Origin of the sequence: Thioclava sp. GXIMD4216 (assembly GCF_037949285.1) — a bacterium.
Classification (GTDB): domain Bacteria; phylum Pseudomonadota; class Alphaproteobacteria; order Rhodobacterales; family Rhodobacteraceae; genus Thioclava; species Thioclava litoralis.
The window spans coordinates 554,841-567,457 of record NZ_CP149926.1 but is presented as its reverse complement, the minus strand read 5'-3'; the positions used below and the strand labels follow the sequence as shown (position 1 = coordinate 567,457).

The following is a 12,617-nucleotide window of genomic DNA, read 5'->3' as shown; positions in this document are numbered from 1 at the left end:
TTGCGTTGTGGAAAAACCCAAGACACAGTGGGACATGGATATGAACACACTGAAAACATGGCCCGAAGCCGCCACGCGCCTGATTGCCGTGGCCGCAGGGCGCGCGCCCGCCGATCTGGTGATCCGTCAGGGCAAATGGGTCAATGTCCACACCCGCGAGGTGCTGGACGGCCATGATATCGCGATTGCCGATGGCCGCATTGCGGCCGTAGCGCCCGATCTGTCGGCCTCTATCGGCCCCGAGACAGAGGTGATCGAGGCCAATGGGCGTTTCATGCTGCCCGGTCTATGTGATGCGCATATGCATATCGAAAGCGGCATGCTGACACCGGCGGAATTTGCCGCAGCCGTAATCCCGCATGGCACCACCACCATGTTCACCGACCCCCATGAGATCGCCAATGTGCTTGGCCTTCAGGGTGTGCGGATGATGCATGACGAAGCTGCCCTTCAGCCGGTGAATATCTTCACCCAGATGCCGTCCTGCGCGCCCTCGGCTCCGGGGCTGGAGACGACGGGCTTCGAGATTTCCCCCGAGGATGTGGCCGAGGCAATGACCTGGCCCGGTATCATCGGTCTGGGCGAGATGATGAACTTCCCCGGAGTGGTGAATGCCGACCCCAAGATGCTGGCCGAGATTGCCGCGACCCAAGACGCGGGCAGGACGGTGGGCGGGCATTATGCCTCGCCCGATCTTGGCGCGCCCTTCCGCGCCTATGTGGCGGGCGGTCCGGCGGATGACCACGAGGGCACCTGCGAGGCCGATGCGATTGCCCGCATGCGGCAGGGGATGCGCGCGATGGTGCGGCTCGGGTCGGCTTGGTATGATGTGGAAAGCCAGATTACCGCCATCACCCAAAAGGGTCTGGACCCGCGCAATTTTATCCTTTGCACCGATGACTGCCACTCCGGCACTCTGGTGAATGACGGTCATATGAACCGCGTCTACCGTCATGCGGTGGATTGCGGCGCCGATCCGCTGGTGGCTTTGCAGATGTGCACGATCAACACCGCCACCCATTTCGGGCTGGAGCGCGAGCTGGGCTCGATCACGCCGGGCCGTCGGGCGGATATTATCCTGTCCTCGGATCTCAAGACCCTGCCGGTGGAACATGTGATCGCGCGGGGCCAAACGGTCGCGATGAATGGCACGCTGATGGTCGAGTGTCCGCATTACGACTGGCCGCCCGCGGCTCGGCAGACGGTGAAGCTGGGCAAACGGCTGGACGCCGATGACTTCATCATCGACGCACCCGAGGGCGCCAATGAGGTCACCGCCCGCGTGATCGGGGTTGTGGAAAACCAGGCGCCTACCCGCGCGCTGACCGCCACCCTGCCCGTCACCGAGGGCCGCGTGGAGGCCCAAGGCGAGGTCGCCCAGATCGCGCTGGTCGAACGCCATCGCGCCACGGGGCAGGTCACCAACGGGTTTGTGTCGGGCTTTGGCTATAAAGGCCGGATGGCGATGGGGTCCACCGTGGCCCATGACAGCCACCATATGATCGTTGTCGGCACCGACCGCGAGATGATGGCCAAATGCGCCAACCGTCTGGGCGAGATGGGCGGCGGGATCTCGGTCTGGAAGGATGGCGAGGAACTGGCCTCGGTGCCGCTGCCGATCGCGGGGCTGATGTCGGATGATCCGGCGGCCACCGTGGCCAAACGCGCCGATGCGATGGTCGCGGCGATGGCCGCCTGCGGCTGCACCCTGAACAACGCCTATATGCAGCACAGCCTGCTGGCCCTTGTGGTGATCCCCGAAATCCGGATCTCGGACCTTGGCCTTGTGGATGTGACGAAATTCGAACTGACGGAGCTTTTTGAATGAGTGAGCGCCTCGAAATCCAGATGCCCGCCTCGGCCGAGCCGGAATTCTTTGATGATGCAAAGGCCGCCGTGGCCCGAGTGATCGCGCTTTACGAAGAGGCGACCGGCTTCCTGCTGGAGAAGTTCAACGCCACGATGGAAAGCGGTCAGGCCGCCACGCGGTATCGCGCCTTCTATCCGGAAGTTAGGGTCACCGTGGCCTCGCATCTCAAACATGACAGCCGGCTGAGCTTTGGCCATGTGCCGGTGCCGGGGGTCTTTGCCACCACGATCACCCGCCCCGATCTGTTCCGTAACTATCTGACCCAGCAGCTGGACCTGATGATCCGCAATCACGGCATCAAGGTGCAGGTGGGGCCTTCGGACACCGCGATGCCGGTGCATTTCGCCGTGGCGTCAAAACCCGATGTGACGATCCCGCAGGAAGGCGCGCTTGATTTCTCGCTGCGCGATGTCTTCGATGTGCCCGATCTGGCGAATATGAACGATGATATCGTCAATGGCACCTTCACTGTGGGGCCTGATGGCACCAAACCTCTGGCGCCCTTCACCGCCCAGCGGGTGGATTATTCGCTGGCGCGGCTGTCGCATTACACCGCGACCTCGGCCGAGCATTTCCAGAACCATGTGCTGTTTACCAACTACCAGTTCTATGTGGATGAATTCGAGAAGATGGCCCGCGAGAAACTGGCTGATCCGTCTTCGGGCTATACCAGCTTTGTCGCTCCGGGGAATTTCGAGATCACCGATCCTCAGGGCGATATTCCGGGGCTGGCGAAACTGCCGCAGATGCCCACCTATCATATGAAGAAACCCGATGGTCAGGGGATCACGCTGGTCAATATCGGGGTCGGCCCGTCGAATGCCAAAACCGCGACCGACCATATTGCCGTGCTGCGTCCGCATGCCTGGCTGATGGTGGGCCATTGCGCGGGGCTGCGCAATTCGCAGAAGCTGGGGGATTTCGTGCTGGCCCATGCTTACCTGCGCGAAGACCATGTGCTGGATGATGACCTGCCGATCTGGGTGCCGATCCCGCCCTTGGCCGAGATTCAGGTGGCGCTTCAGGATGCGGTGGCCGAGGTCACCCAGCTTGAGGGCTATGAACTCAAGCGCATCATGCGCACAGGCACCGTGGCCAGTATCGACAACCGCAACTGGGAGCTACGCGACCAGACAGGCCCCGTGCAAAGGCTCAGCCAGTCCCGCGCCGTGGCGCTGGATATGGAAAGCGCCACGATTGCCGCCAACGGGTTCCGCTTCCGTGTGCCCTATGGCACGCTTCTCTGCGTGTCGGACAAGCCGCTGCATGGCGAGCTGAAGCTGCCCGGCATGGCCACCGAATTCTACCGCACGCAAGTGGCCAACCATCTACAGATCGGGGTGCGCGCGATGGAACTGATCTCGGCCATGCCGCTGGATCGCATCCACAGTCGCAAATTGCGAAGCTTTGAAGAAACCGCCTTCCTCTAAATGGGTCTCGCCTGCCAATCATGCAGAATTCATGTATCGCGCGCGATTTTTCGCGCGTGACATATGAAAAACCCTTGCAGGCGCGCGAAAAACCGTGTGTTACAAGGCCCACGAGCGATTTTCGCGCCTGATAATTGATCCCGCAAAAGCGGGGCGACAAAGAGGAATATTTGATGTCGAAACCGATGACCAAAACCCAACTGGTGACCGCTCTGGCCGAAACCATGGGTTCGGATAAGAAGACTGCATCGGCAGCTCTGGATGCGATCAGCGAAATCGTGACCAAAGAAGTGGCTGAAGGCGGCGCTGTGACGCTTCCGGGTCTTGGCAAATTCATGTGCAAAGATCGCCCCGAGCGTCAGGTCCGCAACCCCGCCACCGGCGAAACCATGACCAAACCGGCAGACCGTCAGGTGAAAGTCACCATCGCAAAAGCGCTGAAAGACTCGGTCAACGGCTAATTTCGCCGACAAACGACATCTTGGAGAGGGTCGCCGTTACTTCGCGCGGCCCTCTTTTCGTATCGGATAGGACAATCATGGATTTCCGTGCAATTTTCATGGGGCTGGCCTTTGCCCTGATGTGGTCTTCGGCCTTCACGTCCGCCCGGATCATTGTCACCGAGGCCCCGCCAATGGCGGCGCTGGCCGCGCGGTTCCTGCTGTCGGGTCTTGTCGGATGCGGACTTGCCGCCGCTTTAGGCCAGAGCCTGCGGCTCAGTGCCGCCCAATGGCGCGGCGTGATCATCTTCGGTCTGTGCCAGAACGCGATCTATCTGGGGCTCAATTTCATCGCCATGCAATGGGTGGGGGCCTCGGTTGCCTCGATCATCGCCTCAACCATGCCGCTGATCGTGGCCGGACTGAGCTGGATCGTATTGCGTGACCGGATGAAGCCGCTCGGTCTTGCCGGTCTGGTGCTTGGCATTCTGGGAGTTGCCATCATTATGGGCGCGCGTCTTTCGGGCGGGATCAGCCCGATGGGGGTGGCATTGTGCTTTGCGGGCGCAATGGCGCTGGCCGTGGCGACCTTGGCCGTGCGCGGCGCGACCTCGGGGGGCAATGTGCTGATGACCGTCGGCTTGCAGATGTTTGTCGGAGCCATTCCGCTCAGCCTGCTTTCGGCCTTCTTCGAGCCGCATGATATCATCTACACACCGAAACTGGTGATCGCCTTTCTGTATACCGCCTTGGTGCCCGGTGTTCTGGCGACGTGGGTCTGGTTCCTTCTGGTCGAGCGTCTGGGCCCGATCAAGGCGGCCACATTCCACTTCCTGAACCCCTTCTTCGGCGTCGCACTCGCCGCGATCATCCTGCACGAACCTCTGGGCTTGGGCGATTTCATCGGTGTGGCCGTGATCACGCTGGGCATTATCGCCGTGCAATATTCCAAACGCAGCCCCTCGCAACTGAAGCTGACCCCCAGCACCACCCAAGAGCCCGCCCCCTCTGGCCACTAGGGGCTTGGCCCTGCGGGCGGTCGCGCCAGAGGGGCTGGCAGGCGCGGGCGTCCGCTTTCCGCCCCTCGCAGAACAGAACCGGCGGGCTTATTTCAGGATGGCGCGCAACCGTTCCAGCGCGGCATCGGCCTTGGCGGCAGACTCGGCCAGCCCGTCGGCCACATCACCGCGCAGATCGTCCGTCATACTGTCGCGGCGCAGGATCTTGGCACCGGACCGCGTCACCGATGTCAGATTGGCCAGCGTATGCGCGATGTCCCGCAATTCCTCGCGCAGGTCGGTTTCGGTCCGCCTGCGGATATCCGTGCGCTTGGCACAGATCAGGATATGCTGGATCCGGTTGTCACGATCTTGTAGCGGCATCATGGTGACATCCCAATGGGTGGCATATCCCGGCCCGTGCCAAACCGTCTGGAAACCGCTCCGCTGCCCCTGAAACGCCAGATCGACACAGCTCCGCGCGGTCGCCCCGTCCGGACCCTCAAGCACATCGGCCCAAGCCTGCGTACAGATCTCGACAAATCCGGTATCCCCCAACAAGACCCCGTGCCGATGGGCGGCCACGATGAGGTTCTGCCTGTCGAGGATCAGCGCACAGGTCTCTGCCGGCGGCGTCGCATCCGTGCCGGATGTCTCGACCTCGGTATATTCGGCAGGGGCCGAAAATCCCTGCGCCTGCAGAAATTCCTTTACCAACAACATAGGCTTGTTCCGCTGAAATCGTCGTTCTGCGGCCAGTATCGGAAAATCAGGCCTTTTCATCAATAATTTTCTATAGTTTCAGCCCAATACGTTAGGACAAAAACAAGAGATATCGAGCAGGGCGGGAACCGAATCCGCTGGCAGGTGTTGTTAGCTCAAACGCAGTTAGCTTGGAGTAGTAACATGGCCGGACTTGGTTGGATTGCAGCAATTATCGTGGGTGGCCTCGCCGGATGGATCGCTGAGAAGCTGATGCATTCGAATATGGGCCTGCTGATGAATATCGTTCTGGGCATCGTTGGTGCCGTTGTTCTGAACTTCATCCTGTTCGCCATTGTCGGCACCACGATGGGCGGCTGGATCGGTCAGCTGATCGTTGGTGTGATCGGCGCCTGCCTGCTGATCGGCGGCTATCGCATGATCCGCCGCGCCTAAACGCGCCCCGCCTTCATTGTCTCGGAAAAGCCTGGCCCTCTTGGGTCAGGTTTTTTCGTTTGACGCGACGGGCTACGCTTTCTAAGCGAGAGGAAAAGGAGCGCGCCCCGATGAGTGACAAACCCGTATCCGACAAATCTGTCGAGCCCCCGAAAAAGCCCAAACGCCCGCAGGAGGTCTATACGCTGGTCGTCGAGGTCGGGCGCTGCGCCAATGACGGCCTGCCCAAAGGGGCGACAGGCGGGGCGCTGATGTGCTTTGCCTCGGGGGTCGACGAGGCCGAAGCCGTGCGCGAAACCGTGGCAATCCTCAAACAGGCCGAGCTGGCCCCGCTGGATGTGAACAGCTACGGCACCTTGGCCGAGCGCGAGAAACAGGGCCATGAGGTGGGCGAGGACGAGCGCGCCCTGATGCAGCGGGCTCTGGACGAGAATTCGGTTATCGTTGCGCAGATGACCCCGTTCTTCAAAGACAGCTAAGCGCCCCATACCGGACCTGCGCCCGACTGGCGGGAAACGGGTGGCAAGAAGCTGCTGCCCGTCCTGCTCTTTCACGCGGGCTCACAGCGGCTTGATTGCAACCCAACGGCGTCCTGCTACACTGGTCACAAAGGCGGCATATAAGCCGCGTGTTCGAGCAGAAAAAGGGACGCCCATGTTTCGTGCCGCTAAAGTGACTTTCATCTCTCTGATGGCTCTGACCAGCCTGTCGGCCTGTGCGGGGCCGGTCGATGTCTCGCCGCGCCCGATGGTGCGGGGGGCGGATCCGGTGGCAGATCCGGTGCCGGATACCGATCCGGCCACGCAGGCCCGTTTTCAGGCTTGGGTCAATAATTTCCGCAGCCGTGCCCTGTCGAGCGGGATTTCCGAACGCACATGGGACCGCGCCACCCGTGGCATCAAATATAACCCCAAAGTGATCGAGCGCGACCGCTACCAGTCCGAGTTCACCAAATCCATCTGGGACTATCTCGACAGCGCGGTCTCCGATACCCGCATTGCCAATGGCCGTGCGGTTCTGGCGCAAAACCGTGCCGCGCTTGACAAGATCGAAGCGCGCTACGGGGTGCCCAAAGAGGTCGTCGTGGCCGTATGGGGGATGGAATCCAATTACGGGGCCAATCGCGGCAAAATGGCTGTGGTGTCCTCGCTGGCGACGCTGGCCTATGATGGCCGCCGTGGCGAGTTTTTCGCCAAACAGCTGATTGCGGCGCTGCAAATCATCGATGCGGGGGATATCGATGCCGACCACATGACCGGCTCTTGGGCGGGGGCGATGGGCCATACCCAGTTCATCCCCACCTCCTATCTCAGCTATGCGGTTGATTTCACGGGGGATGGCCGCCGTGACATCTGGTCGAACGACCCGACCGACGCCTTGGCCTCGACCGCGTCCTATCTGGCGAAATCCGGCTGGCAGCGCGGGCAGGAATGGGGCCGCGAAGTGGTGCTGCCCGCAGGTTTCAACTATGGCCTGACGGGCAAGGGAACGCGCAAGACGGCAGCGCAATGGGCGGCACTTGGCGTGCGTGATGCGCAGGGCCGCACGCTTCCCGATATGGGCGCCACCTCGATCATCGTACCGGCAGGGGCCAAGGGACCGGCCTTCCTGATTTCGGGCAATTTCCGTGCGATCCTGCATTACAACAATGCCGATAGCTACGCGCTGGGGGTGTCGCATCTGGCGGACCGGATCGCGGGCAAGGGGCCCTTCGTGCGGGATTGGCCGCGCACCGGAAAACCGCTGAGCGAGGCCCAGAAGATCGAACTGCAAGAGCGCCTGACCGCGCGCGGTTTCGACACGCAGGGCACCGACGGCAAAATCGGGGCCAATACCACCGAGGCAATCGTTGCCTACCAGCGCTCGGCGGGTCTGGCACCGGACGGGTATCCGACATTGGAACTCTTGCAGACCCTGCGCTAACGCGCTTTCATGGCGGGACCAGTTAGGAGCCCCGCCATGACGACCCAGCTAGAGAGCGCTTTCGCCGCCATTGATGCCGCAAATGCGCAAGACCCCAATCTGGAGGACGGCCAGCCTGCCGCCCTGCTATACGGTCAGCGCATGAGCGCCGAGCAGGCGGCGCTGTGTCCCCATGCCTCGGACCGCCTGAAAATCGCGGCGCGGGGCCAGCATATCGAACGCTGGACATTGCCGCGCGACACCTATCCACAAGGTCGTGCAGGCTATCTGGAATGGCGTCGCGAACAGGGCCGCAGGCATGCCGCCCGTGTGGGGGCGATCATGGCAGAGGCGGGCTATGGGGCCGAGGATGTCGCGCAGGTCGAAAAGATGCTGCGCAAGGAAGGGATCAAGCGCGACACGGAAGTGCAGGCGCTGGAAGATATCATCTGCTTTACCTTCATCCGCCATTATCTGGGCGGGTTCGCGCAGACCCAAGAGACGGAGCAGCTTCTGGAGATCGTCCGGAAAACCGCGCGTAAAATGTCGCCCGAGGCGCGCGAGAAAGCCCTTGCCACATTCGAGATGCCCGAGGCCTTCGCGGCAGCCTTTGCCTGAGGCTATGCCCCGGATTTTGCCCTGACTTTATCAGATGATGTGCCAGAGCCGGAGCCGTTCGTGGAAAGCCGCTTCCGGTCTGCCCCCCCTGTCTGGGCGTGGCAAACGTACGGCTGTTTACGAAAACAGCCCCCGAAGAGATCTTCGGGGGCTATCTGGCAGAATGGCAGCCCTGAGGGGCTGCACCGGAAGTCAGTCGCGCAGCAACTCGTTCACGCCGGTTTTCGAACGGGTCTTTTCGTCCACACGTTTCACGATCACGGCGCAATAGAGGCTGACGCCGTTTTTCGACGGCATGGAGCCCGAGACGACCACCGAATAGGGCGGCACTTCGCCATACATCACTTCGCCGGTTTCACGGTCCACGATCTTGGTCGACTGGCCGATATAGACGCCCATGCCCAGCACCGAGCCCTCGCGGACGATCACGCCCTCGACAACCTCGGAGCGCGCACCGATGAAGCAATTGTCCTCGATGATGGTCGGACCCGCCTGCATGGGTTCCAGCACGCCGCCGATGCCGACGCCGCCCGACAGGTGCACGCCCTTGCCGATTTGTGCGCAGGAGCCGACGGTCGCCCAAGTGTCGACCATGGTGCCCTCATCCACGAAAGCGCCCAGATTGACGAAGGACGGCATCAGCACCACGCCCTTGGCGATAAAGGCAGATTTGCGCACGACGCAGTTGGGCACGGCGCGGAAGCCTGCGGCCTTCCACTGGTTCTCGCCCCAGCCTTTGAACTTGCTGTCGACCTTATCCCACCAGCCGCTGCCTTGCGGGCCGCCTTCGTGGATTTCCATGTCTTTCAGGCGGAAGCCCAGCAGCACGGCTTTCTTCGCCCATTGGTTCACATGCCAGTTGCCGTCTGCCTGCTTTTCGGCCACGCGCAGCTTGCCCGAATCCAATGCGTTCAGGGTATCGGTGATCGCCTCGCGGGTCTCGCCGGTGGTTGCGGGCGTGATCGTGTCGCGGGTTTCCCAGGCGGCTTCGATGGCCGCTTCAAGCTGTGCATTCGACATGGTCTTCTCCAAGCATTTCGATTGAGACCCGTAATGCCAGTGCTTTCGGAATTTCTCAATGCAAAACCTGTTTTATGGGAGTCTGGCAGAACCGCGACAAAGCGCATAGGTTCGCCGAAATTCAGAAACAGGAGTTTTCATGGCCAGCGAACACGACCCCGCCTTTCAGGAGCCGCATAATTCGACGCTGCGCGACAGTGTCGAGGATGCCCGCTCTGCCGAGCGTGTTCCCGACACGCCGCAGACCCGCTCGCCCGCCTACAAGCTGGCCTTCACCGATAAAGACTTCCTGATGCGCGAAGAGCTGCGGCCCGTGCGCCTGCAGCTTGAACTGCTCAAGCCACAGCTCATCATGGATGAACGTGGCATCGAATCGACGGTGGTCATGTTTGGCGGCGCACGCATTCCCTCGCCCGAAAAGAAAGACACCGCCAAGACACCGCAACTGGCCGAGCTGACAAAATATTACACCGAGGCCGAACGGTTTGCCGAACTGGTCACCGCCCGTTCGCTTGAGGCCTATGGCCGCGAGCTGGTGGTCTGCACGGGCGGCGGCCCGGGGGTGATGGAGGCCGGCAATCGCGGTGCGCATAAAGCGGGCGGGGAATCTATCGGGCTGAATATCCTGTTGCCGCATGAACAGGCCCCCAATGCCTATGTCACCCCTGCCCTGTCCTTCAACTTCCACTATTTCGCCATCCGCAAGATGCACTTCCTGATGCGCGCCGCGGCGATCGTGGTCTTTCCGGGGGGCTTCGGGACATTGGACGAGATGTTCGAAAGCCTTACCCTGATCCAGACCCGACGGATGAAACGGGTGCCGGTCATCCTGTTCGGCCGTGAATTCTGGCAGAAGATCATCAACTGGGAGGCGCTGGCCGAGGCAGGCACCATCGCGCATGAGGATCTGGATCTGGTGCGCTTTGTCGAGACGGCAGAAGAGGCGATGGCCGTGCTGGAGGCTTTCCACCCCGAGTGTGAATGCTGACCCCGCCTAAAGGGTCAGCGCCTCGGCACTGACTTCGGCAAGCTGCGCGCGATCCTCCCGACAGGCGCGCGCAGCCGCCACCAACGCCCGAAACAGCGCGCGCTGACGGCGGGCATAGGTGAGATATTCGGGATGCCATTGCACCCCCAAGGCAAAGGGATCGGCGATCCGTTCAATGGCCTGCACCATTCCCGAGGGGTCGCGCGCCGCCACCACCAGCCCCTCTCCCAGACGGTCCACGGCTTGACTGTGCAGCGCGTTCACCCGCATCGGCGCCGCCCCTGTCAGCTGGGCCAGTCGGGTGCCCGCAATCACCTGCACATCCTTCTTGGGCAAGAGTGTCGAATATTTGCGCGCGCCATAATGGCTGTAGGCATCCTGATGCAGCGTGCCGCCCAGTGCCACATTCAGCATCTGCGACCCGCGGCAAATGCCCAAAACCGGCTTCCCCAGATCGAAGGCCTGCGCCACCACCCCCGCCTCGAGCCTATCGCGCGCGGGGTCCAGCACGGCCGTTGTGACCAGCTCGCCGCCATAAAGCTCGGGCGAGATATCATCCCCGCCGCCCACGATGACACCGTCCACCTGCGTTGCATCGGCCTCGCCCCGCGTGCTCCAGCGCACCGAACGTCCCCCCGCCAGCCAGACCCCGAAGGCGATGAACGGAAAGACCCGCCAGCCGGTTTTCACCGAAGTGGTGACCCCGATCACAGGGCGCATCCCGCGGCTCATCCGATCAGATCCGCATCGCGCAGGATGCGCCCGACATGTTCGGGCCAGCCCAGACCAAGGAAGTTCATGCCGCTATGCTCGGCGGGCCAGTCACGGCAAAGCTGCCGCAGCACCGCTTCCTTGCTAGCCACCTGTTCGACGAGCCACCAGCGGCGCCATTCGTAATCCAGCGACCATTGCGGGTCCGAGATACGGCAATCGGGCAGCCGGAAGTGGAAAGCGGGGCGCGGATTGACCGTGCCGCCCTTGCCATCGCTTGCGGCAATGATCTCGGGATGCAGCTTGACAAAGACCGGCAGCATATCCAGCCCGTGATTGCGCGACAAAGTGGCCTCGCGATAGGCGCGGATCACATCGGGCAGGGAAGCCTCCGGCCCGAGTTCCACCAGATGGCGCACCAGCTTTTCGGGATAGCGGTCGGTAAAGGGCAAAGCCTGCCGCGTCATCTCGATGGGAAGCGCCCGCCGCATCCACGGTTCAAGCAGCGCATAGGCCAGAAGCGGGCGCACCACATGGTCCGGCCCCGCAATCGAGGGGTTGAAATGCACGCCAAAGCCGTAAAAGGCGCTGGCTTCGCTACCCAATGCCCCGCGCTCGCGCAGCGTTGTCAGAAAGGTGGAAAGATCGGCAAGCTGCTCCAAAGTCAGCGGCTGGGTCACGATCTCGACCGGAAGCACCTCGCGCCCGAGCCGCATCCCGAGATCGCGCAGCGGACCGGAAAGCGATTTGCGCAACGCGATGTCCAGATAGATATCCAGATCACCGATCCGCGTGCCACGCACCTTCCAGTCATCCCCTTCGGCGCGCTGTGCCGTGCCTCCCAGAAAAGTGGCGGCAAGTCGGGCCGTTTCCGCCTCGTCCAGACCGGCAAATTCCACCTCGACGCCGATACGGCGCGGGGTGCCATCCGGTCCGGTCCTATTGGGCAGCGGGGCAAAACGCTCTGGCGCGGCGATCCTTATATCGGTCATTCTCGTCTCCGTCCTATCCGGTGAACGCATCCCATCACGGAAACGTTCCCCAGATGTGACCGCCTTGCGCAACGCGGGCTTTCGACACCGGTCGCGGAAAAAGCGTCAGGGACGGGGCGTCAGTATCGCAAGGGATCGTGGCCGCAATTCATCAAAGCATAGCGCCAAGCGGCCTGCTGCGACAGATCTGCCGGACGGCCTGCCGCCAAGGTCCGCTCGATATCAAAGGTGATCTCGCGCATCTTGCTCCATTCGGCGGCGGTCAGATCGGTGGGCTTGAGGCGCGCAAGCTCCAGCACCTTCAGCGCCGTCAACTGGCCGTTCTGCCCCAGCATCGCACAGGCGCTGCGGCTTTCCTCGGTGTCCAGCCATGCTTCCAGCTCGGCCGGTTTCATATTCATCAGATCGTGCCAATCATCAAGAATGTCGCGCTGTTCATCCTGCGTCATGATGCCCCCCAGGTCAGGAATTGATCTGGAAAGAACGCCGC

14 protein-coding genes are annotated in these 12,617 nt (G+C 62.0%); 9 read left to right on the top strand and 5 right to left on the bottom strand.

From position 1 onward, the window contains the following. Positions 1-34: 34 nt before the first annotated feature. The 4 genes from ade to WDB88_RS02830 all read left to right on the top strand — a co-directional run bounded on the left by ade (position 35) and on the right by WDB88_RS02830 (position 4,759). The gene (gene ade, locus WDB88_RS02845; RefSeq protein ID WP_339108694.1) at positions 35-1,828 is read left to right on the top strand and encodes an adenine deaminase; all 1,794 of its coding nucleotides are present in this window, start codon (positions 35-37) and stop codon (positions 1,826-1,828) included. Further along, positions 1,825-3,300 carry an AMP nucleosidase gene (locus WDB88_RS02840; RefSeq protein ID WP_339108693.1) on the top strand — a complete coding sequence of 492 codons (1,476 nt, stop codon included), beginning with the start codon at positions 1,825-1,827 and terminating at the stop codon, positions 3,298-3,300. Before ade ends, WDB88_RS02840 begins: the two co-directional genes overlap by 4 nt. Positions 3,301-3,473: 173 nt before the next feature. Continuing rightward, a complete protein-coding gene (locus tag WDB88_RS02835; protein WP_339108692.1) occupies positions 3,474-3,761 on the top strand; it encodes an HU family DNA-binding protein in 288 nt (95 codons plus the stop codon). A 77-nt stretch (positions 3,762-3,838) separates the two neighbouring features. Further along, a complete protein-coding gene (locus WDB88_RS02830) occupies positions 3,839-4,759 on the top strand; it encodes a DMT family transporter (protein WP_339108691.1) in 921 nt (306 codons plus the stop codon). Positions 4,760-4,846: 87 nt separating this feature from the next. Here the strand turns inward: WDB88_RS02830 and WDB88_RS02825 are convergent, their stop codons facing one another. Beyond that, positions 4,847-5,461, bottom strand: coding sequence for a hypothetical protein (locus tag WDB88_RS02825; protein WP_339108690.1), 615 nt, complete (start codon positions 5,459-5,461; stop codon positions 4,847-4,849). Between the two features lie 183 nt (positions 5,462-5,644). Between WDB88_RS02825 and WDB88_RS02820 the strand changes: the two genes are divergently transcribed. From WDB88_RS02820 to WDB88_RS02805, 4 genes are all read left to right on the top strand, one after another. Continuing rightward, positions 5,645-5,896 carry a GlsB/YeaQ/YmgE family stress response membrane protein gene (locus tag WDB88_RS02820; protein WP_339108689.1) on the top strand — a complete coding sequence of 84 codons (252 nt, stop codon included), beginning with the start codon at positions 5,645-5,647 and terminating at the stop codon, positions 5,894-5,896. Between the two features lie 110 nt (positions 5,897-6,006). Continuing rightward, positions 6,007-6,375: a hypothetical protein gene (locus tag WDB88_RS02815; RefSeq protein ID WP_339108688.1), complete on the top strand. Its 369-nt coding sequence runs from the start codon at positions 6,007-6,009 to the stop codon at positions 6,373-6,375. Between the two features lie 175 nt (positions 6,376-6,550). Then, complete coding sequence (locus tag WDB88_RS02810; protein ID WP_339108687.1) at positions 6,551-7,819, top strand: lytic murein transglycosylase; 1,269 nt, start codon at positions 6,551-6,553, stop codon at positions 7,817-7,819. Positions 7,820-7,855: 36 nt separating this feature from the next. Next, complete coding sequence (locus tag WDB88_RS02805; RefSeq protein WP_339108686.1) at positions 7,856-8,416, top strand: DUF4202 domain-containing protein; 561 nt, start codon at positions 7,856-7,858, stop codon at positions 8,414-8,416. Between the two features lie 192 nt (positions 8,417-8,608). Here WDB88_RS02805 and dapD read toward each other — a convergent pair whose 3' ends face one another. Then, positions 8,609-9,436, bottom strand: a complete 828-nt coding sequence (dapD, locus tag WDB88_RS02800) for a 2,3,4,5-tetrahydropyridine-2,6-dicarboxylate N-succinyltransferase (RefSeq protein WP_339108685.1) — start codon at positions 9,434-9,436, stop codon at positions 8,609-8,611. Between the two features lie 139 nt (positions 9,437-9,575). Between dapD and WDB88_RS02795 the strand changes: the two genes are divergently transcribed. Continuing rightward, entirely contained in the window at positions 9,576-10,424 is an 849-nt protein-coding gene (locus tag WDB88_RS02795; protein ID WP_339108684.1) for an LOG family protein, read from the top strand. A 6-nt stretch (positions 10,425-10,430) separates the two neighbouring features. Here WDB88_RS02795 and WDB88_RS02790 read toward each other — a convergent pair whose 3' ends face one another. From WDB88_RS02790 to WDB88_RS02780, 3 genes are all read right to left on the bottom strand, one after another. Beyond that, a complete protein-coding gene (locus WDB88_RS02790) occupies positions 10,431-11,156 on the bottom strand; it encodes a gamma-glutamyl-gamma-aminobutyrate hydrolase family protein (RefSeq protein WP_339108683.1) in 726 nt (241 codons plus the stop codon). Continuing rightward, positions 11,153-12,127 carry an amidoligase family protein gene (locus tag WDB88_RS02785; RefSeq protein WP_339108682.1) on the bottom strand — a complete coding sequence of 325 codons (975 nt, stop codon included), beginning with the start codon at positions 12,125-12,127 and terminating at the stop codon, positions 11,153-11,155. Before WDB88_RS02785 ends, WDB88_RS02790 begins: the two co-directional genes overlap by 4 nt. Positions 12,128-12,246: 119 nt before the next feature. Next, positions 12,247-12,576, bottom strand: a complete 330-nt coding sequence (locus WDB88_RS02780; protein WP_339108681.1) for a DUF3140 domain-containing protein — start codon at positions 12,574-12,576, stop codon at positions 12,247-12,249. Between the last annotated feature and the right edge of the window lie 41 nt (positions 12,577-12,617).